This window comes from Desulforhopalus sp. (assembly GCA_030247675.1).
Taxonomy (GTDB): domain Bacteria; phylum Desulfobacterota; class Desulfobulbia; order Desulfobulbales; family Desulfocapsaceae; genus Desulforhopalus_A.
Genome location: JAOTRX010000009.1, coordinates 89,898 through 109,395 on the forward strand (window position 1 = coordinate 89,898; position 19,498 = coordinate 109,395).

The window sequence follows — 19,498 nt, forward strand, 5'->3', positions numbered from 1 at the left end:
CGGGAATACAGGTTTTCCTCTTCGTGGAGTTCAGGTTAATTGCCGAACTTTATCAGTATCATCGGTTCTTCCCATTCAAAATAGGTGCTGCCGCCACTTTCCACAAGGTCAATAATCGTTTCCGGTTTATCGAGAAGGTGCACGGAGTCATCCCGGTAGGTGTCGGTCTTGTTGGGATCGGTGGTGCTGGCCATGGCTTGCAAGCGCTTTGCCGCCACCGCCTCGCGGAAGGCAGCCACCGATGGCCGCCAGATGACAATCTTTCTGTCTTCCTTGGCGATTTTTCCCCAAAAATAGGTGCCGTCGGCCTTCTTGCCGGACTCTTCCAGGACGTTGGCAAACAACCATTTGCGGCCCTTGCTGACCTGGCATATTATTGATTCGAATTGCAGATTGCCGGATTTTTCCTCAATCCAGGCAAGTTGCAGGATGCCCTTGGCCTCGTCCTTCACCTTGATGGTAATCAGGGCGTCGCCGCAGAGCCATGTGCCGGCCCAGTCCTTGGCCGTTACCTGGTAATCGTCCAGGCCGACAGGAAATTGGGAGGTGACTGAGGAACAGCCACCAAGCAAGAGGCCGAGACAAAATACCAGGACGGATGCTTTCATTGTATTTCCTCTCCAAGGATGGGGGCTTGGGTCTCTCGGCCTGTATCCATCATTGCGGTTCTACTGGCTTTGTTTGGCCATCTGTTGCCGAAAGTCCTGCCACGGGATTACTGGGATTGTGCACACCCTGCGGCGGCTCCCGGTCGCAACCAAGGAGTAGGCGGGCGAGCAGGAAGGCAAATACGCAGGTGAGGGCTACTGTCCGCCCTGAGACTGCATTTTTCCAGTTCATTGTGGGTCTCCCTTTTGCACGGTGTGGCTTTTCCTTAGTATGTATAAAAAATCGTGGCGGCACAAGGGGACAAGTCGCAATGCCGGGCTTTGCCCCTGGAATAGCCTATTTCGCCGCTATGCGCAGTTTGCCCGCAACCTGCCGCATATTGTCGAACCAGTTTTCCGACAGCGGATCGATCAGCACCACTTCGCCGGCAATCTCCCTCGCCAGTAGCTTGGCGCTTTTCGAGGAAAACTGCGGTTGGGCAAAGATGACGTGGATGTTTTGTGCCCGCGCCTCTTTGATGAGGGCATGCAGTTGCGCGGGTTTCGGCTCCTTGCCCTCGATCTCCACCGCCACCTGCTCCAGACCGTAATCCCTGGCAAAATATCCCCAGGAAGGGTGAAAGACCATGAAGCGCAGACCCTCCTTGCCCTTGAGAGTAGACCGCAACTCGCCATCAAGGATGTCGATCTCTTTGGTAAAGGCAGCAAGATTTTCCCGGAAAAACGAGGCCTTGTCGGGGAACAGGCCGGAGAGTGCATCGGTCATCGTTTCCGCCTGTTTTTTGACGAGGGTAGGCGACAGCCAGATGTGTGGATCAGATCCCTCGTCTCCGTGGCCATTGTCGTGGTGCTCGACCATGGCCAGTTTGTCAATGCCGGCGTTGGTATGAACAATCTTCAGCTTCGGATTAACACCGGTAAACTTGTCCAGCCAGGTCGCTTCAAAAGGCATGCCTATGGCAAAATAGGCCCGGCTCGCCGCCAGTTTTCGCATTTGCGAGGGTTTTGGTTCGTAGGTATGGGGATTGGCCCCCGGCGCGACCATGACCTCGATATTGAGGCTGTCTTTGCAAATTTGTTGCATAAAAAATTTCTGCGGCAGGATCGACACAAAGACCATTTCCTCAGGCCGGGCGGCAGCCTGGGGTTGGGAAGATAACAATGCAAATAATAAGAAAAAAATTGTGTAGGTGAGATGTCTCATTGCAGTTCTCCGGCAAGAGGGGAAATACATGTTGGGCAAATTAGGTTATGCAACTATATTGCATTATCACCGACAGACAAGATTTTTTTAGGAACACTCCCATTCAAGTCCAGGTTGCCCAAGAAATTCTGCCGGTTCGGAGCATCAATTGCTGTCCCAATGGAATTTCTTTTGAAGTGATTGCCGGTACAGGGGTATCATAGGAACGATCTTTAAATGGAGTGTCCCGGATGCATTGGTCCTTTGTAGAACATCCTTCCCGTGGAAATTTAATCATCAAGGAGAAAGACATGAAACTCAGGTACTTTTCCCATTCGTCCTTCCAGATTACCACCGATGCCGGACAGATCATTCTTATCGACCCCTTCCTTGACGGCAATCCGACTGCGCCGGTCGGGTCGGCGGATGTTGCCGCCGATTTCATTATCCTGACCCATGCCCACGGCGACCATGTGGGGGATTCCTTCAAGATCGCCAAACGCACCAATCCGCTGTTTATCTGCGTCAACGAGCTGGCCAATTACTGCATCGAAAAGGGCTTTCGCGCCCATAACATGCACATCGGCGGGGGGCATGACTTTCCCTTCGGCCGGCTGAAGTTCACCATCGCCCATCACGGTTCCATGACCCCGGATAACACCTACGGCGGGTCGCCGGCCGGGGTGGTGCTGACCATCGACGGCAAGTCGTTGTACCATACCGGCGATACCGGCCTTTTTTACGACATGAAACTGATTGGCGAAATGACCCCGCTCGATTATATGCTGTTGCCGATCGGCGACAACTTCACCATGGGCATCGGTGATGCGGTGAAGGCGGTTGAACTTGCAGCGCCGGGTGTCGCCATCCCCATGCACTTCAACACCTTCCCGGTCATCGAGGCCGATCCGGCAGAATTTAAAAGGCAGGTCGAGGCGATCGGCAAGAAGGCCGTGGTCATGGGCTACGGTGAAGAAATGGTCCTGTAGGGACCTTGGAGATTCATTGAAAACAGAGAGCGTTACCAGTATGCCGGTAGCGGCCGACAGCGGACTGCCCCTTGCGGTATCCTTGTACACCGTATTTTTGTGTATGCTGTTCGGTGCCAACACGGTGGCGGTGAAGATAAGCCTCACCGGCATCGGGGTCTTTACCACCGCCGGTTTGCGCTTTGGTGTGGCGACGGCGGTGCTGATGTTTTGGGCAGCCTGCACCGGCAAACCGCTGGCCCTTACCCGCCATCAGGTCCGGCAGCTGGCGCCGCTCGGTGTGATTTTCTTTTGCCAGCTGGCCCTTTTTAATTTCGGCCAGAGCATGACCACCGCCGCGCACGGCACTCTCATTTCCAATGTATTGCCCTTTGTAGTGATGATTCTCGCCCATTTTTTCATTCCCGGCGAAAGGGCCAGTCTGGGCAAGGCGGCTGGCCTGGTCCTTGGTTTTGCCGGGGTGGCCCTGCTGTTTTATGATAGCGCCACCCTGACCGGTGAAGCCCTGCATGGTGATTTTTTGATCTTGCTGGCGGTACTGGTCTGGTCCTGTAACGTCGTCTACATGAAAAAGATCATTTCCGGGTTTCATCCTCTGCAGGTCACCATCTATCCTATGGCCATGGCCGTCCCGGCCTATCTGCTGTGCGGGTATTTCTTCGATGGCCAGATGATCAGGACCCTGGACGCCCCGGTGGTGAGCGCCATGTTGTACCAGGCCCTGGTCACCGCCTCCTTCGGCTTTGTCGCTTGGAACACCCTGATCGCCAAATACGGGGCGACGACTCTCCACGCCTTCGTCTTTGTCATGCCGATTTCCGGGGTGTTTCTCGGTGTGGTCCTGCTCGACGAACCGGTGACCGCCAATCTTATTGTGGCGATTCTCTTGGTTACGGCAGGATTGATTGTCGTCAATCGGCGGGGGGCGGGGCGCTCGGAAAAGGCTGCCGGATCAGGGGCGTAAGCCAGCTCAGGTGACCTCAACCGCACAACCTGCACCCTTCGTAACCTACGATCTCCGATAGGCCTTGCCCAACCATTTCGGCGGTTTGCCGCTGAAGAGGCGGGTTATCCGGCCCGGCCGTTTCGAGCTGAGGTGGATGAGGATCAGGGCAAAGATCATCAGCGGGAAGGGTGCCACCTGGAAGATCTGGCCCGGAATGGCCGGGAAAAAATCCTGAAAATAGATGCCGAGCAGCTGCAACATGCCGAAGAGGTAGGCCCCGGCGATGACCCGCAGCGGGTTCCAGCTGCCGAAGATGACCAGGGCGAGGGCAATCCAGCCGATGCCCTCGCAGCCCTGGGGCTGGCCCCAGCCCGGTTTGACGGCCAGGGAAAAGGCGGCGCCGGCAAGGCCGACGAGCATCCCGCCGGCGATGGTGGCAAGTATTCGTACCTTTGTCGGGTTGATACCGCGGGCCCAGCAGCCCTCCGGGTTTTCCCCGGCGGCCCTGACCAGCAGGCCGTATCTTGTGTGGTAGAGAAAATAGAAGCAGCAGGGGATGGCCAGAAAACTGAGGTAGACGACCAGGGAATGGCTGAACAGCACCTTGCCGAAAAAGGGGATGTCGGCCAGGAAGGGCAGGGGCATGGTTGCCAGTTGCGGCCCTTGCTGCCTGGCATAGGGATTGCCGAGAAAGTAGGCGAGATCCCTGCATAAAAATGTCAGGGCAAAGCCTACGGCGACCTGCGATTGGCCAAGCCACACGCCGATAACCGTCAGAAGAGCCGCGACCAAGCCGCCGACCAGGACCGCCGCGACAAATCCGAGGGCCAGGGATTGCGACCGGCTGGCGACAACAAAACCGGTCATGGCGCTGAGTAGGATGGTGCCGTCCAGTGACAGGTTGACGACACCGGCCTTCTCGGTCAGGGTTTCGCCGAGGGCGGCAAGTACCAGCGGTGCCGCCATAACCACGATGGCGGCGACAAAGGAGGCTAAAGAGATATCCATCAGCTTGCCCCCCGCTGGCGTTTTTGCAGGCCGTGCACCAGCAGGGCACTGACCACGCAGGCCCCCTGGATGACCCCGGACAGGGCCGAATCGAGCTGCAGGACGATCGGCAGTTGAATGGAACCGGCGGCAAGACCGGCAAAGAACAGGCAGATGATTGGCACCGGGCTGGTCCGGTAGTTGGCGAGCATGACCACGAGAAGCGCCAGATAGCCATAACCGCTGGATATCGGCGGCAGGAGGCGATGATACACACAGGCCACCTGCAGGCCACCGGCAAGGCCAGCAAGACCGCCGCCGATGGCCATGGCCGCAAGTCCGGTGCGCTCGGGGCGAATGGCAAAGAGCGGTGCCGCCATGGGGTTGTTGCCTGTTGCGGTGATCCTCAGGCCAAAGCGGGTAGCGCCGAGGATAAGAGCGGTCGCGGCAAAGGCGCACAGGGCGATGGCCAGGGCGGCCGGGGCAAAGCGCCAGCCGGGTGGGGTGTACATCCATAATTCCCTGGCAAACATGTCGGTGCCGCTCATTGAGGCGATTCCGGCGCGTTTCCACGGCCCCATGATCAGCCAGATGATCAGGCCCTGGGCGACGAAGTTCAGGCCCAGGCCGCCAAAGATCTCGTTGACCCCGCCGCGGTTCTTAAGGAGCCCGGCAAGCCCGCCCCACAGCCCGCCACCGACAAAACCCATGGCAAGCGCCAGGCTGAGAGTCAGCATCGGCGGCAGTCCAAGGTCGCCCAAGCGGAGAATGGCGGTTGTGGCGATTGCCCCCAGGATCATCTGGCCTTCGACGCCAATATTCCACAGCCCGGCGCGAAAGGTAAAGAGCAGGCAGCAGGAACAGAGGAGCAGGGGAATCCACACCGACAAAACGTGGCTGAACTTTTGCCAGGAGGCGACGGAGCCCTTGCCGATGGTGGTGACAATGGTCCCCGGGGCAATACCGAGGGCCAGCAGCAACAGGCTCACTGCACCGGCCGCCAGGGCGATAATCCACAGGGCGGTAAAGATTTTTGAAAAAAGAAGCCGGTTGACAAGCTGGGGTGTTTTCATGATTGCGGGCCGCATGGCCTAATGGGTGATGGCGGCATCTAACGATCCCCTGTCGGTTCGACCTGGCCGGTTATGGCCCGGGAAAGCGCGTGGTAGCTGGTGTCCCTGGTCGGGGTGTCGAGGACGATCCTGCCGTTGTAAAAAACCAGGATACGGCTTGCCTGGCTCATCAGCTCTTCAAGGTCCGGGGAGGCGAAGACGATGGCCCCATCGGCCGGCAAGCGGCGGTGGAGATGGCTCCAGGTCCAGGCGGAGGAGTGGACGTCGAGGCCGCGGGTCGGGTTTTCCATGAGGATCAGCCGTACCCCCTCGGGGATGAGGGAAAGCAGCAGCCGCTGCTGGTTGCCGCCGGAAAGATCCTCGACCAGTGTCTCCGGTTGGCCCTTGATGCTATGGGTGGCAATCGCCTGGCGGGTGCCGGCAAGACCTGTTGAAGAGGTAATGAGGGCCCTGCCCGGCGCGGCCAGAAGGTGATGCTCGCGCACCGTCATGCCGGGAAAGAGCCCTTCGGCCAGCCGGTCGGCGGGGAGGAAGACCGTCGCCCTGTCGGTCAGGCTGCTGACGCCCCGCAGCGGGGCCCCGAAACGCCTGACCTCACCGGATTCCGGTGGCAATAAACCGCAGGCGGTTTTCAGAAAGATCGTTTGACCACTGCCGTCGATCCCCGCCAAGCCGACAACCTCGCCGGCGCAGATGGTGATCGACATCTCCTCTAACCGGGATCTACCGCCACCGCCGCTAACCTTGGTAAATTCGAGGACCGCATCGCCTCCGGCCGCTTTCTCCGGTGGCGGATGGTGTTCGGGCAGGCTGTCGAACATGGCATGGAGCAGGGCGTCGCGGTCGAAGGGCCGCTGCCGGGTCGCTGCCACCCGGCCATGGCGCAGCACCGTCACCGTATCGCAGAGCAGGTCGATTTCTTCCAGCTTATGGGACACGAGAAGGATGGCAGCGCCCTTTGCCTTCAGGCGTTGCAGGGCGGCAAAGAGCAGCTCCTGCTGCTTTTCGGAGATGCCGGTGGTTGGTTCGTCGAGGATCAGCGTCATGACTCCGAGACTCACCAATCGCAATAGCTCCAGTTGCTGCCGTTCGCCGATGGTCAGCTCTTCCACCCGGCTGTCCGGATGCAGGGAAAAGCCGAAGGTGTCAGCCAGTTCGGCCAGTTCGGCGCGCGCCGCGGCTGGGGCAAAGACCGACCGCCCGGCCATGAAATTATCAAGGACCGACAGTTGCGGAAAGTCGAGGGGTTCCTGGTAGAGCATGCCTATACCCAGACGGAGCGCGTCCTTTGGTCCATCAAGGCGGGCCTTCCCGCCATTATACAAGATCTCGCCGCCGCTCCTGGTGATGAAGCCGGTGAGCACCTTCATCAGGGTTGACTTGCCGGCCCCATTCTCCCCGACAATGCCGTGGATGGACCCCGCTTCGGCCTTCATGTTTACCCCGTGCAGGGCCTGAACCTTGCCGAAGCTTTTATGGATATCTGTCAGTTCGATCATTGTACGCTAAAAGTCAGGGTCTTTACCGATTGCCAATTATGCTGGCCAGCGGTGTCCGGGCCTGGCCGTGCCCGCTTGCTGGTGTGGTTTTTATCATTTTCCCAGATCCAATTCCATATATCTTGTCGTCGGATCGGGATTAAAACGGTACGGCTCGATCTCCTTGAAGCCCAAGTCCTTATACAGCCCTATTGCCGCCTGCATATGCCCGAGGGTATCCAACCGCATCTTCCGGTAGCCAAGCCCCTTTGCTGCCTGGATAAGTCGCGTGCACAGATTGCGGCCGAGGCCCAGGTGCTTGAATTGGTCGTAAACAAACAACCGCTTCATTTCGCAAATGGGAGCTGCAAATACCCGCAGCCCTACGCCGCCGGCGGGAACGCCATCGTGCCGGGCGAGAAGAAATATTCCCTGCGGAGGGCCGTACATGGCAGGGAAACCAGAGAATTCTTTGTCAATATCTTGAAAAGACAGATCCATGTTCAACCAGGAAATATAGTCTCTCGTTATTTGTATTGCGATGGAGAAATCCATCTCCGTTACGCATTGCTTGATTTCGATCATGTGGTTTTCTCAGGGCACCTGGATGTACGGCCAATTCTCGGATTCGGCCATCATCGGCCATTCTGCCATCCCTTGATACTTTTAGGGAGTCTTTCTGTACCCTAGTCCGGAAAAAATCGATACAAGCGATCCATCTTCATCGAAGACGCTCACCTGATAGCCACTGATTCTTTTTTGTTTTGTAATCTCAATGGCTTCTGCTCGCAATTTCTTGCCTGTCGGGGCCTTGAAATAGGTGATATTGACATTCATGCCAACGGTTGGACAGCCATCGGAATTAGCAGCGACCGCAAAGGCGTAATCCGCCAAGGTGAAGATGACGCCACCTTGAACCCTGCCGACACCGTTCAGATGATTTTCATTAAGTATCAACTCGGTGACTGCGTATCCATCCCGTGCTTCGCGTATTTCAATTCCCAAGTATTTTGCAAATTGATCGTTTCGAACGTTATTGAATAACTCGTTTTTCACTACACAACTCCTACTGACCAATACAATTTTTCAACGACGTTTGGCGTACAGTCTGTTAATTTTTAGATTTTTAAAATGGTGTAGAGGGGAGGAATCGAACCTCCCTGCGCTCGCTCTTGGTAGGTAATAAATTATTAAGTCAGTCCATCTCTCGCTTGGATCGGAAAATAGTCACCAGACCTCTACAGGAGCGCTTTTCCACACCAACCGCATGCCTTTTTTATAAAGCTGCCAGCGTTTGTGTTTTCCATAATTACCTCCATTGAAAAATTTAATACAAAAGAAAGCAACTCTTCCAACCCAAACGAGATGTCAACTGGCCATCCAATTAATATTTTTAGGTCCAAGCTCTAGTAATTACATATATTATTTCATGTCGAAGGTATTCGTAAAGTTAACTAACAGTTCAACGGATCAGAAAACCACACCAGGACAGAGTGCTTAATTGAAAGAGCAAAATTATGAAAATAAAAGCACGCAATTTCTGAAAAATACACTGATGTTGTGTGAAAGGGACATGAAAGGAGATGTCAGTCAGCAAAAAGGAGCGAGGTTGGACAGCCAAGGTATTTCACAGTGTTGTCCAACCTCTAGGGTTTAACCTACTACATTTTCCATGCCTTACTTAGACGCCCCGTCCATCCCCTCAAGCAGTTGCGCGAGGTTCCAGACCTGGTCGTCGGTGGCGGCAACTCCGTCTTTCAGGAAGGGTGAGCCGTCTTGGAAATTCATGGGACCGGTAAAGAGATTGAGGCCGCCGGCCAGGGCCTTCTGGAAGTCGGCAAGGGCCTGTTTCTGACTGTCGCCGAGGGCGTTGCCCGGCATGAAGCCGATGGTGGTGGTGGCGGGGTTATTGATTGCCTGCCAATCCGGGCCGAGCCAGAGGAACTGCTGCTTCCATTTGCCGGTCATGGCCTCGCCGATCAGCTTGGTATAGCCGGGAATCCAGTTAAAATAGGGCACGCCGAGGCAGGCGTCGGGTGCTGAGGCGCAGGCACCCTGATAATCATAGGGGATGGCCCAAACCGCTTTGCCGTCCTTTTTCTTCTGGCCGGCGACCACCAGGGCCTCGGTGGTATCGATACCGGAGATGACCACGTCATGGCCGGCATCGAAAAAGCTATTAGTGACAAGCGTCGGGTCGGAGGTGACACCGGGGATATTGAACCAGAAGCCTATCCAGCTTACCTTGAATTTCAGATCGGCGGCCGGTTTCTTCAAGACCTTGGTCCAGGCGTAGCGGGCACCGAGGTAAGCGGAGGCGGTCAGTCGGCGGGTTTCGGCATTAATCAGCGGTCCGAGGTAGCCGATCTTGCCGGTTTGCGAGGTCATGGCGGCGACAAAGCCGGCCATCATTTTGCCGTATTCCATGCGGCCCATGAGGTTACTGAGATTGGCGCCCGACTTGCCGGTCAGGGCGTCGTCACCGGAGATGTGGATAAACTGCACATCCGGATGCATCGCCGCCGCCTCGCGGATGCCGTCCTTCATATCGTCGGAGTTGCCGATGATCAGTTTGGCGCCTTTTGACACCAGATCGTCCACCAGCATTGGGATGGTGATTCCCTGCCGGTCGGCTGGATTGACCTTGTCGATATACAGCATTTTCGCGCCCGGGAAGACCTTCTCCATGGCCTGGCCTGCCTCGAAATGGGCCTGGCTCCAGCCGTGATCGCCCGCCGGGCCAACCAGCAGCAGGCCGAAGGGGTAGTCGGCGGCAAACACGTGGCTGCCTGCCGGACAGAGGAGAACGCACGAAAACAGCAGTGCCAGGAAGACCGTTGAGATACTCTTCATCTTTTTGCTCCTTGTTGGATTGAATAAAGTAATGCTTTTGCCGAAGAAACCTCGATCATAATCAATATTACCCTGAGATTCACGGAAAAAAAGGTGCGGGAAGAGGCCATGCCGGTACCGGCAAGGCCTGGAAAAATGCGACCTATTGCTCGAAATTCCGCAGGGAATGTTTACCGTAGGCGAGAAGCGTGCAGAAGCAGGGATCGGGGAGTCATAACAAGAGGGATTTATGGTCGATATCATTTTGGCAGCCGACGGGCTGAGCAAACATTACTACCTTGGCGGGCAGAAAATCGCCGTCTTAAACGACGTCTCGTTATCTATTAAAAAGGGCGAGTTCGTGGTGATCAGCGGCAACAGCGGCAGCGGCAAGACCACCCTGCTGAGTATCCTCTCCGGCCTCGATCTGCCAACCAGCGGCAAGATAACCATCGCCGGACGCGATATCACCGGACTCAGCGAAGACCAGCTGGCCCCTTTGCGTAATGGCCTGACTGGTTTTGTCTTTCAGGCCTTTCATCTCATTCCATCGCTTAATGCCCTGGAAAACGTCATGTTTCCTGCGGAATTGAAAAAAGATCCGCAGGCCCGGCAAAAAGCGGAAGGCCTTCTCGACCGGGTGGGGCTACTGCCGCGCCGCCATAATTTCCCCGAGCAGCTTTCCGGCGGCGAGCAACAGCGGGTGGCGATCTGCCGGGCACTGATCAACGGGCCGGAGATCGTCTTTGCCGACGAGCCGACCGGCAATCTCGACTCCGGCAATAGCGAGGGGATCATCAAGCTCCTCCTTGATCTCCACGACGCGCGCCAAACCACCCTGGTCATGGCCACTCACAGTCAGGCCTTGGCGGCGCGGGCCGATCGGATAATCCGCCTGCACGACGGCAGGATTGCAGACGTTGGAGCGGCGGCACTATGAATCTACGCTTCCTGTTCCGGGAAATCGTCCATAGCCGTGGCCAGGCGGCCATCTTTGTGCTTTGCGTTGCCTTATCGCTGGTGAGTATCGTCGCCATCAACAGCTTTCGCCGCGATGTCCAGGGCGTCATCGCCGGCGATGCCCGAAGCCTGCACGGCGGCGATGTCATCGTCCGCTCGAACGCCGAGCTGTCGCCGCCCCTCAGTACTGAACTGGCGGAACTGCGCCGGGAAGAGGGCATCGCCGCGGTCAGTACCTGGGAGTTCTACTCGGTGGCGAGACGGCAGGACGGCAAGGCCACCCTCTTCAGCAATATTACCGCGGTGGAGAACGGCTATCCGCTATATGGCCGGGTGGAGCTGCGCTCCGGCCGCGAGCTGGCGGCGGTTCTTGGTCCCGGCAAGGCCATCGTCGCCGAGACCCTTCTCCAGCGACTGGGGCTTGCCGTCGGCGACCCCTTGTTGCTGGGCGGTGCAAGCCTTGAGATCGTCGATGTGGTCGGCCGAGAGTCACTGCGGCCCGTCGATTTTTTTAACTTTGGTCCGCGGATCATCGTCTCGACCGCCGACCTGCAGGCCATGGATCTGGTCGGCAAGGGCAGCCGGGTTTCCTACAAGACCCTCGTAAAACTTGCTGATCAGAGCCGGCAGGAAGCCATCGTCGCCCGCCTGCAGGCAAAGGCGGCGCCAGGGCAGGAGCGGGTCAGCACCGCTGCCGACGCCGGTTCCCGGGTCAAGCGGTTCTTTGATAACCTGCTGTTCTTTTTGTCGCTCATCTCCGTTTTTACCTTGCTGCTGGCGGGAATCGGCATGCAGAGTTCCCTTGCCGCCCTGTTGCGGCGAAAGGTGAAGAGTTTTGCCATCATCCGCGCCCTTGGGGCGACCAGCGGTTTTTTGCTCGGCCATTATCTGCTGTTGGTGCTGTTCCTCAGCGTCATTGGTTCCAGCCTGGGAATTGTCGCCGGGCTTCTTGTCAAACAGAGTTTTACTGGCCTTCTCGCTGGCCTCCTTCCCGAGAATATTGCCCTCGGGGTCTCGTTTCGCGATCTCCTCGAAGGTTTGGGGCTGGGGCTTGTGGTGGTGGCATTTTTCACCTTTTTGCCGCTGAGCGGCATAGAAGGCGTCAAACCCTCGGCTATTTTCCGGAAGGAGGCCGGAGCCGGTCTGCACCGCAAGACCACCCGGATACTTCTCGGCTGCGGGCTTCTCCTGCTCCTTGCATTGGTGGCGCGGCAGCTCGACGACGTGCGCAGCGGCCTGTATTTTGTCGGCGGTGTGGCTATTCTGGTGGTCTGTATCGCCGCATCCATTGATCTTTTGCTGCGACTGCTGGCCCGCTGCACCTTCCGAACGCTCGCCCTGCGCCAGGCGGTGCGCAGCCTCCTCAGGCCGGGGAATGCCAGCCGGGCGGTCATCGTTACCCTCGCCTCGGCCCTGGCGGTGCTCTTTGCCATCTATCTGGTCGAAGAAAACCTCCGTGCCACCTATATCAACTCCTATCCGGCCGATGCGCCGAACTTCTTCTGCCTCGATATTCAGAAGGAGCAGCAACAGGGCTTCGTCCAGCTGGTTGGCCGGGAGGTGGAGCTTTTTCCGGTTGTCCGCGGCAGGCTGCAGGCGATTAACGGCAGTAAGATCAACCGTGAGGCGGAGCTGCAAAAGCGCGGGGACAGTCTCGCCAGGGAGTTTAGTCTGACCTATCGTGAGACCCTGCTGGCCGACGAGGTCCTGGTAGCGGGCGAGGGGCTGTTCGGGGGTCGCGATCGGCCCGGCGACGACCTGCCGCCGGTGTCGCTTCTTGATACGGTGGTTGAAATGGGTGATTTCAAGATCGGCGATATCCTCGATTTCAATATCCAGGGTGTGCCATTGCGGGCCGAAGTGACCTCGATTCGCAGCCGCACCAAGTCGATGCTCTATCCGTTTTTCTACTTTGTCTTTCCGGAAAAGTATCTGCGGGCCGCCCCCCAGACATCCTTTGCCGCTCTCAAGGTCACCCAGGATGAGGTCGCTCAGCTGGAGAATACCATCGTCAATACCTATCCGAACATCAGCCCGATAAATGTCGGCGAATCAGCGGCTGAGCTCGGCCGGCTGATGGAAAAGCTGTCGGTCATGGTGACATTTTTTGCCTCATTTTCCATTCTTGCCGGGGGGCTCATCCTGGTGAGTTCGATTCTTGCGACGCGGATGGCGCGGATGGAGGAGGCGGTGCACTATAAGATACTCGGGGCCAACACCTTCTTTGTCCTCAGGGTCTTTCTGCTCGAAAACCTCCTCCTCGCACTTTTTTCCGGCATCGCTGCCGTCTTTGTCGCCGAATTCGGCAGTTGGGCGCTGTGCCATTATTATCTGGGTTTCCAGGCCGAATCCTATTGGCAGGCCGGTTTTATCCTCGTTGCCGGAACGGCACTGCTGGTGGTACTACTTGGCTTACTCAGTTCGGTAACCATTATCCGTCAAAAACCGGGGCGATATCTCCGCGAACAGGCATAAACCTTGCGAGGCCCATGAGGAAAAATCAGTGAAGATACTTTACATTACGGTACTGGTAACGGCCCTTGCCCTTGCCGGTTGCCGGGGCGATCAGCCAGAGAAAAAGGCGCGGCAGGAGACCACGGGCGCGGCAAAGACCATTGTCGCGGTTGGCGACAGTTTGACTGCCGGATATGGCCTTGGCGAAGAGGAAAGCTATCCGGCCCTCCTTGAAAAAAGGTTGCAGGCCGATGGTCATCAATACCGGGTGATCAACGCCGGGGCCACCGCCGAGACGAGCAGCGGCACTTTAGCCCGGATAGAGTGGATCCTTACCCTTCAGCCGGATATCGTCATCCTTGAAACCGGCGCCAATGACGGGCTGCGCGGCATCGATCCGCAGCTTGCCGAAAAAAATATCCGGGAGATTTTGAAGATCCTGGCTGATCACGATGTAGTCGTGCTGCTTGCCGGGATGCGGATGGTGCGGAACCTCGGGCCGATGTACGTGGCGGAATTCAACGCCATCTATCCGCGTCTGGCCAAAGAAAGCGGTGCGGTCTTTATGCCGTTTTTCCTCGAAGGCGTTGCCATGGAGGCGAGCCTCAACCAGCAAGACGGCGTCCACCCCAATGGCGCCGGCTATAAAAAAATCACCGACAATATCTACCCCTATGTGCTTGAAGTAATAAAAAGAAGAGAGGGGCGAGAGTGATGGTGGGCAAGGTGATAAAGGTCCACGCAAAAGGCCTTGTTTCCCCTTGGTGTCGAGGTTTTCCGGCCGTCTTTTAAATTATCTGCATGGCAAGAAGGACACCAACCACCAAGGCCAAAACCACCCGGTAATAGCCAAAGATCTCCAGGCCGTGGCGGTTGAGATAGGCGACCATCCATTTGACCGAGATCACCGCTGAAACAAAGGCGAAAAACAGTCCAATGGCCAGCGATTGGGGGCTAAAGGTCTGCAGCATCGCCTGGCCGTGCTTGAGACCGTCGTAGACAGTGGCAGCGCCCAGGGTGACGACGCCGAGGAGAAAACTGAACTCGACCGCCGCCGGCAATCCAAGCCCGACCAGTACCCCGCCGACGATGGTTACTAAACTGCGGCTTACCCCCGGCCACATGGCGATGCATTGGGCAAAGCCGATAATCAGGGCCATTTTCCAGGTGAGATTTTCGAGTGCTCCGCCAAGACGCACGGTGGGGTTGTAGCGGTTGCGGTAACTGACCGCAAGAATGGCCAGGCCACCGGCCAGCCAGGCCACTACCACCGGCCAGGGCCCAAAGAGATATTCCTTGATCTGTCGATTAAAGATCAGGCCAAGAACTGCAGCCGGTAAAAAACCCGCCGCCATACCAATGAGCAGGCGCAGACCGACCGGATCGCGGCCGAACAGGCCCATGACCATTTGCCTGACCCTTCCGAAATAAAGACCGAGCACGGCGATGATCGCCCCCGCCTGAATGCAGATGGCGTAGGCGTCGGCAGCCTCTTTGCCGAGGGCCTTTTCACCGGCCGAAAGATCCCGGTCCTCACCGATACCCATGATCCGTTGGGCAAGAAGCAGATGTCCGGTCGAGCTGACCGGCAGGTATTCGGTCAAGCCTTCCACCACGCCAAGGACTATTGCCTGGCCGGTGGTCATGTCGCTTTTGTGGGGGCTGGAGGAGTCTTCTTGGGATGTTGCTCCTGCCCAGCAGGCGATAAGGAGGAGGGCTGTGGCGGTTGCCGATATCAGCTGGTTCTTGCCGGTCATGAAGAGGTCCTGATGGTTGAAAAAAATAATTGCTGCCCCAAAAGGCAGCAAGATCTTACACCGCAAGGGCATACGTTGCGTACAAGCAGACAAGCTGCTCGACTCAACTTTATAAACCGGAAAATACCAAGAAAGCGAGCGAATTAAAAAGGGGCCGTTCGAAACGAACAGCCCCTTGGGACATTCCTCGTTGAGGCACAAGGAAAACGGCAGCAGGGCCCGGAAAATCAGCCCATCTTTTTGAGGCTGATCGGGTTCGGGGCCAAACGGGCATAGCCCTTGCTTTGGGCGACGATATCGAGAGGCAGGCTTACTATGTCGGCGAGATCAAGGGCTATATCGGTCAAGGTCTGGTGTTCGAAGACCTTCACATAGCTGTGGCAGGCATCGCAGGTGGAGACCCGGTAGCCTGGTTCATCGTCGGACATGATGGTGCTAAGTTTTTCAGTATCGATTGTTCCGCAGTTCGGGCAGCCGATAAAGCGGTACGGCCCGGATGTGCCGCAGAAGGTACAGTGCAGGAGGCGCGCCGGTCCCTCGATAATCGTGGCAACGGCCGCTTGGGCAGAGCAGAGCGGGCAGCGGCCGCCTTGCCATTCCTCGCCATCGAGGGGAAAACTCGCATGCAGTGCCTGGAAAAACGGCCGGCAAAACAAATACAGGACCTTGGCAAGTTCTTCCTCGTTACCGGTAAGGGAGGCGATTGTTGGCAGCTCTCCAAGAGGCAGGCGCATAAAATCGACCTCGCCGTTTTCCACGGCCTCGCCCAGCTGCGCGAAGGCCTCTTCCGGCAATTCAAAGATCGAGGCAAACAGCTTAAAAATCTGGCCGGCAATAGCGCGAGGATATGCCTTAGTGTCATCGGCCGGTCCGGCTTTACGTTCCGGCAAAAGGGCTGAGGCCTCGGAGTGAAAGCGCTGCCATCTGGCGTAGAGTTCGAGAGGTTCTTTGAGGTGCGGGCGTTTTTCGATAACCGCCTGAATATCAATGGTCATAATACTCCTTATGGGATTTTGGGGTAGCTGAAGGCGGTTGCTTTTCCGTTGAGGCCTTCTTCGAGGAAGATTCGCAGCTGCTCCTTTTCGGCAGCGGTGAGGTGCAGGGGGGTTACGGAGGTATTGCCCTGGCCGCCACCGGCGTCAAGGAAGTCAATGACCTCGGCCAGGGTCGTGTAAATGCCGTTGTGCATATACGGCGGGGTGCTGGCGATCTCGCGAAGGGTTGGTGTCCTGAATGCCTTCCAATCCTTTTTGTCCTTGGTGACGAGGTACCTGCCGGGGTCTTCGGTCAGGGTCCGGAAATCGGCGAAATCAGAGACCTTGCCGACAAAGCGGCGGGTTGCGGCAATCCGCGGGTCTTTCAGGTGTTCGGGATTCTCGGCGACATTCAGGGCGTGAAACCGGCCGTCGGCCAGAGCCGCACCGCTGTGGCATTCGGAGCATTTGCCTTTGCCGGTAAAAAGTTCATAGCCCTGCACCGCCTGCGGCGAAAGGGCCTTTTTGTCGCCCTTGAGATACCGGTCGAGGGGCGCGTCCCGGGATACCAGGGACCGCTCAAAGGCGGCAATGGCCATGGCCACACGTTGCCGGGTTATATCCGGATCGCCGAAAACCTTGGCGAATTCCTCCAGATATTCCGGAACGGAACGAAGTTCCTCTTCCATGAAGTCGAGGTTCTGGTTCATCTCGAAGGCCGACATCATCGGAAACAGCGCCTGTTCTTCGAGAGATGCCGACCTACCGTCATGGAACAGATGTTTTTGGTAGGCGACATTGATAAGGGTGGGTGAATTGCGCCAGTTACGGGTTGTCGGATAATTGAGTGACAGCGGCAGCCCGTCGCTGTACCCCTGGTTGGGATCGTGACAGGTAGCGCAGCTCATGGTGCCGTCCCCGGACAACCGCCGGTCGAAGAAAAGCTTCTTGCCAAGCTCGACCTTGGCAGGGGTTTGCGGGTTCTCCTGGGGGACGGGGGGCTCTTTGATCGGTTCGAGCTGGCCGCTGTACCCCCAGCATGGCAAAAGGAGAGACCAGATGAAAATGACTATTGCTGTTGCTTTCATCGGCCTATTTCCCCGCCTGCTGGAGCTGTTCGTCGATAATTTTTTGAAAGAATTCAAAGGGCCGTTCGCCTACCACCTGTTTGCCGTTGATGTAGAAGGTCGGGGTATTGTAGAGGTCGATTGACTGGGCGAGGGCGAGATCGGCCTCAACCGCTTTCGCGTGTTTGCCGCCATCCAGGGCCTCGGTAAATTTTTGCACATCGAGTCCCAGTTCGCCGGCATAAGTTATCAGGCTGGCGCGGTCAAGCTTTGGCGACCGGGTCAGGAGGATGTCGTGCATTTCCCAATATTTACCCTGATCGAGGGCGGCCAGGGAGGCCTCGGCGGCGATTTTTGAGAAATCACGGTATTTGTAGGGGTAGTTTTTCACCACCCGGCGAATTTTACCGGGGTAGGATTCCATAACCCGCTTGACGACCGGACCGGACGCCACACAGTGCGGTCATTGGAAATCAATGAACTCGATGATGGTTACCGGCGCATTGGCCGGACCGAAGGTAGGAGAATTACCGATCGGAATATTGACCTTATTTTCATCGGCAAAGGCCGTCCCTGCAAGGATCAGGACGAAGAATAGACTCAGGAGATTTTTCATCATAGCAAATAAAAAGGGGGATACCGTGGTATCCCCCTTCCTCCTCATCTGAGGTTGGTAACGGTTTCATCGAAAAAGTCTCTGTCTCTTTTTTACCCGAGAATGCCGATAATGAAAAGACCGCGAGAAAAATTTCGTGAAGAGCCTGATCCTCCGGAGTCGCTGAAGAAACTGTTCCGGGGGATCAGGCCAAAGCTTACATCTTTCCTTCCGCCTTTATCCATTTCGGGTAGCGCTTCTTGGCTTCTTCGAGCGGCAGGGTGCCGCTCAGCATGAGGCCAACAGTGCCGGGATTGGCGAGGGTACTGAGATAGATATGTACCGGTGCCATGATGCAGAAGAAGACAAAAGCGATGTTGTGGACAAGGTGCGACAGCAACATCACCATGGCGTTGTCCTTCATCAGCCACATGCCGAGTCCGGAGAGCAGAATGGCAATGCCGGCGCCGAGGACCCCAAGATAGTAGAGCTTCTGGCCGGGGTTGTACTTACCCATCGGTGGCACGGTCACCTTATGCGACAGGTAGCCACCTGCTACTTTGAACCAGCCGATATCGTCGGCGTCGTACTTCAGGGCGTCGAGCAGGTAGTGTTTCATGGTGTAGAACAACGAGGCGCCGAACACCACTCCGGCCCAGTTATGGACGTCCTTCATGGTCTCGTAACCGCCAAACACCGCGGCAACGGGATCCAGGTGAAACAGGAAAGCGAATCCACTGATGGTCAAGAGGATGCAGCTTCCAGCAAGTATCCAGTGGTTAATGATCTCGTCGACGTGTGACTTTCTTATCATCTCGACCATGTTACACCTCCTCTTCCTTTTCCTTGTGGGGGCCGATGGCCAGATAATGGATCGCCGCAGCAGCGACTACGCCACCAAGGCCGATCAATGACAGCGGTTTCAAGTAGGTATGCCAGAAGACCACACTGCTTGGGATGGTTGGATTTTCCTTCATCCCGTACATCTTTGGTTCTTCTTTAAAGGCATAGATTGAACCGAGACCGTCCAGGTCCTTTTCGCCGTAGATGGTTTTAAAACCATCTTTTTTGGCATTGGCGATAAGCTCGGCCCGATCGCCGTACTGCAGAGCGCCGGTGGGGCAGGTCTTGACGCAGGCGGGTTTCATGGCGTTGCTGATCCGGTCGACACAAAGATGGCACTTGGCGATCTTGCCCTCGGTATCGTAGCGGGGGACATCGAACGGGCAGGCATTGACGCAGAGCTTGCAGCCGATGCACTTATTGCGGTCATAGGCCACAGCGCCCTCGGCGGTCTTGTACAGAGCGCCGGAGGGACAGATTTTAATACATCCGGCGTCGTCGCAGTGCATACACCGCCTGCTGACGAACAGCCAGCGAACAGGAGTTTCCTTGGAAGGAACCTCGCTGTACTGGATAATATTGAAGATGCCACTCGCCAAATCAGGCGGATTCTGGTACGTGCCGTTGTTCTTGGTTTTGATCGGCGGCAGTTGGTTCCAGGATTTACAGGCTACCTGGCAAGCCCTGCAGCCTATGCAGGCCTCAGGGGTAACCAGAAGCGCTTTACGGTTTGTTGTAGTTTCATTTGCCAT

The 19,498-nt window shown here is 56.8% G+C and carries 21 protein-coding genes; 5 read left to right on the forward strand and 16 right to left on the reverse strand.

Features of this window, described 5'->3' with window-relative positions; genetic code table 11:
* Positions 1-35 precede the first annotated feature (35 nt).
* From OEL83_17775 to OEL83_17785, 3 genes are all read right to left on the reverse strand, one after another.
* A complete protein-coding gene (locus OEL83_17775) occupies positions 36-608 on the reverse strand; it encodes a hypothetical protein (GenBank protein ID MDK9708895.1) in 573 nt (190 codons plus the stop codon).
* Between the two features lie 49 nt (positions 609-657).
* On the reverse strand, positions 658-840 hold the full coding sequence (locus tag OEL83_17780; GenBank protein MDK9708896.1) for a hypothetical protein: 183 nt from the start codon (positions 838-840) through the stop codon (positions 658-660).
* A 105-nt stretch (positions 841-945) separates the two neighbouring features.
* A complete protein-coding gene (locus OEL83_17785) occupies positions 946-1,812 on the reverse strand; it encodes a zinc ABC transporter substrate-binding protein (GenBank protein ID MDK9708897.1) in 867 nt (288 codons plus the stop codon).
* A gap of 290 nt (positions 1,813-2,102) precedes the next feature.
* Here OEL83_17785 and OEL83_17790 point away from each other — a divergent pair, with 290 nt between their 5' ends.
* Together OEL83_17790 and OEL83_17795 are read left to right on the forward strand one after the other, a co-directional pair.
* Positions 2,103-2,780 (forward strand): metal-dependent hydrolase, encoded by a 678-nt coding sequence (locus OEL83_17790; protein MDK9708898.1) that lies wholly within the window; start codon positions 2,103-2,105, stop codon positions 2,778-2,780.
* 16 nt (positions 2,781-2,796) lie between these two features.
* Positions 2,797-3,744: a DMT family transporter gene (locus OEL83_17795; protein MDK9708899.1), complete on the forward strand. Its 948-nt coding sequence runs from the start codon at positions 2,797-2,799 to the stop codon at positions 3,742-3,744.
* A 45-nt stretch (positions 3,745-3,789) separates the two neighbouring features.
* Here OEL83_17795 and OEL83_17800 read toward each other — a convergent pair whose 3' ends face one another.
* The 6 genes from OEL83_17800 to OEL83_17825 all read right to left on the reverse strand — a co-directional run bounded on the left by OEL83_17800 (position 3,790) and on the right by OEL83_17825 (position 10,117).
* Positions 3,790-4,734 carry an ABC transporter permease gene (locus tag OEL83_17800; protein ID MDK9708900.1) on the reverse strand — a complete coding sequence of 315 codons (945 nt, stop codon included), beginning with the start codon at positions 4,732-4,734 and terminating at the stop codon, positions 3,790-3,792.
* Positions 4,734-5,786, reverse strand: a complete 1,053-nt coding sequence (locus OEL83_17805; protein MDK9708901.1) for an ABC transporter permease — start codon at positions 5,784-5,786, stop codon at positions 4,734-4,736. Before OEL83_17805 ends, OEL83_17800 begins: the two co-directional genes overlap by 1 nt.
* Before the next feature lie 38 nt (positions 5,787-5,824).
* Entirely contained in the window at positions 5,825-7,285 is a 1,461-nt protein-coding gene (locus OEL83_17810; GenBank protein ID MDK9708902.1) for a sugar ABC transporter ATP-binding protein, read from the reverse strand.
* 93 nt (positions 7,286-7,378) lie between these two features.
* On the reverse strand, positions 7,379-7,849 hold the full coding sequence (locus tag OEL83_17815) for a GNAT family N-acetyltransferase (protein MDK9708903.1): 471 nt from the start codon (positions 7,847-7,849) through the stop codon (positions 7,379-7,381).
* Positions 7,850-7,930: 81 nt separating this feature from the next.
* The gene (locus OEL83_17820; protein MDK9708904.1) at positions 7,931-8,320 is read right to left on the reverse strand and encodes a PaaI family thioesterase; all 390 of its coding nucleotides are present in this window, start codon (positions 8,318-8,320) and stop codon (positions 7,931-7,933) included.
* A gap of 621 nt (positions 8,321-8,941) precedes the next feature.
* Positions 8,942-10,117, reverse strand: coding sequence for a BMP family ABC transporter substrate-binding protein (locus tag OEL83_17825; GenBank protein MDK9708905.1), 1,176 nt, complete (start codon positions 10,115-10,117; stop codon positions 8,942-8,944).
* Positions 10,118-10,346: 229 nt separating this feature from the next.
* Here OEL83_17825 and OEL83_17830 point away from each other — a divergent pair, with 229 nt between their 5' ends.
* From OEL83_17830 to OEL83_17840, 3 genes are read left to right on the forward strand one after another with little or no spacing between them, the layout of a single operon-like run.
* Positions 10,347-11,036 (forward strand): ABC transporter ATP-binding protein, encoded by a 690-nt coding sequence (locus OEL83_17830; GenBank protein MDK9708906.1) that lies wholly within the window; start codon positions 10,347-10,349, stop codon positions 11,034-11,036.
* Positions 11,033-13,531: an ABC transporter permease gene (locus tag OEL83_17835; GenBank protein MDK9708907.1), complete on the forward strand. Its 2,499-nt coding sequence runs from the start codon at positions 11,033-11,035 to the stop codon at positions 13,529-13,531. Before OEL83_17830 ends, OEL83_17835 begins: the two co-directional genes overlap by 4 nt.
* Positions 13,532-13,559: 28 nt before the next feature.
* A complete protein-coding gene (locus OEL83_17840) occupies positions 13,560-14,225 on the forward strand; it encodes an arylesterase (GenBank protein ID MDK9708908.1) in 666 nt (221 codons plus the stop codon).
* A gap of 73 nt (positions 14,226-14,298) precedes the next feature.
* Here the strand turns inward: OEL83_17840 and OEL83_17845 are convergent, their stop codons facing one another.
* The 7 genes from OEL83_17845 to OEL83_17875 all read right to left on the reverse strand — a co-directional run bounded on the left by OEL83_17845 (position 14,299) and on the right by OEL83_17875 (position 19,498).
* Entirely contained in the window at positions 14,299-15,267 is a 969-nt protein-coding gene (locus OEL83_17845; protein ID MDK9708909.1) for an undecaprenyl-diphosphate phosphatase, read from the reverse strand.
* Positions 15,268-15,494: 227 nt separating this feature from the next.
* A complete protein-coding gene (locus OEL83_17850; GenBank protein MDK9708910.1) occupies positions 15,495-16,262 on the reverse strand; it encodes a formate dehydrogenase accessory protein FdhE in 768 nt (255 codons plus the stop codon).
* A gap of 8 nt (positions 16,263-16,270) precedes the next feature.
* Positions 16,271-17,329: a hypothetical protein gene (locus OEL83_17855; protein MDK9708911.1), complete on the reverse strand. Its 1,059-nt coding sequence runs from the start codon at positions 17,327-17,329 to the stop codon at positions 16,271-16,273.
* A 4-nt stretch (positions 17,330-17,333) separates the two neighbouring features.
* A complete protein-coding gene (locus OEL83_17860; protein MDK9708912.1) occupies positions 17,334-17,762 on the reverse strand; it encodes a thioredoxin domain-containing protein in 429 nt (142 codons plus the stop codon).
* Positions 17,763-17,771: 9 nt separating this feature from the next.
* Positions 17,772-17,927 (reverse strand): hypothetical protein, encoded by a 156-nt coding sequence (locus tag OEL83_17865; GenBank protein ID MDK9708913.1) that lies wholly within the window; start codon positions 17,925-17,927, stop codon positions 17,772-17,774.
* 193 nt (positions 17,928-18,120) lie between these two features.
* Entirely contained in the window at positions 18,121-18,726 is a 606-nt protein-coding gene (locus OEL83_17870; GenBank protein ID MDK9708914.1) for a cytochrome b/b6 domain-containing protein, read from the reverse strand.
* A 1-nt stretch (position 18,727) separates the two neighbouring features.
* Complete coding sequence (locus OEL83_17875; protein MDK9708915.1) at positions 18,728-19,498, reverse strand: 4Fe-4S dicluster domain-containing protein; 771 nt, start codon at positions 19,496-19,498, stop codon at positions 18,728-18,730.

Coding starts and splice junctions, on each gene's coding strand:
- OEL83_17775 (MDK9708895.1), bottom strand. CDS start 608: ATGAAAGCATCCGTCCTGGTATTTTGTCTCGGCCTCTTGCTTGGTGGC.
- OEL83_17780 (MDK9708896.1), bottom strand. CDS start 840: ATGAACTGGAAAAATGCAGTCTCAGGGCGGACAGTAGCCCTCACCTGC.
- OEL83_17785 (MDK9708897.1), bottom strand. CDS start 1,812: ATGAGACATCTCACCTACACAATTTTTTTCTTATTATTTGCATTGTTA.
- OEL83_17790 (MDK9708898.1), top strand. CDS start 2,103: ATGAAACTCAGGTACTTTTCCCATTCGTCCTTCCAGATTACCACCGAT.
- OEL83_17800 (MDK9708900.1), bottom strand. CDS start 4,734: ATGGATATCTCTTTAGCCTCCTTTGTCGCCGCCATCGTGGTTATGGCG.
- OEL83_17805 (MDK9708901.1), bottom strand. CDS start 5,786: ATGAAAACACCCCAGCTTGTCAACCGGCTTCTTTTTTCAAAAATCTTT.
- OEL83_17810 (MDK9708902.1), bottom strand. CDS start 7,285: ATGATCGAACTGACAGATATCCATAAAAGCTTCGGCAAGGTTCAGGCC.
- OEL83_17815 (MDK9708903.1), bottom strand. CDS start 7,849: ATGATCGAAATCAAGCAATGCGTAACGGAGATGGATTTCTCCATCGCA.
- OEL83_17825 (MDK9708905.1), bottom strand. CDS start 10,117: ATGAAGAGTATCTCAACGGTCTTCCTGGCACTGCTGTTTTCGTGCGTT.
- OEL83_17830 (MDK9708906.1), top strand. CDS start 10,347: ATGGTCGATATCATTTTGGCAGCCGACGGGCTGAGCAAACATTACTAC.
- OEL83_17835 (MDK9708907.1), top strand. CDS start 11,033: ATGAATCTACGCTTCCTGTTCCGGGAAATCGTCCATAGCCGTGGCCAG.
- OEL83_17845 (MDK9708909.1), bottom strand. CDS start 15,267: ATGACCGGCAAGAACCAGCTGATATCGGCAACCGCCACAGCCCTCCTC.
- OEL83_17850 (MDK9708910.1), bottom strand. CDS start 16,262: ATGACCATTGATATTCAGGCGGTTATCGAAAAACGCCCGCACCTCAAA.
- OEL83_17855 (MDK9708911.1), bottom strand. CDS start 17,329: ATGAAAGCAACAGCAATAGTCATTTTCATCTGGTCTCTCCTTTTGCCA.
- OEL83_17865 (MDK9708913.1), bottom strand. CDS start 17,927: ATGATGAAAAATCTCCTGAGTCTATTCTTCGTCCTGATCCTTGCAGGG.
- OEL83_17870 (MDK9708914.1), bottom strand. CDS start 18,726: ATGGTCGAGATGATAAGAAAGTCACACGTCGACGAGATCATTAACCAC.
- OEL83_17875 (MDK9708915.1), bottom strand. CDS start 19,498: ATGGCAAATGAAACTACAACAAACCGTAAAGCGCTTCTGGTTACCCCT.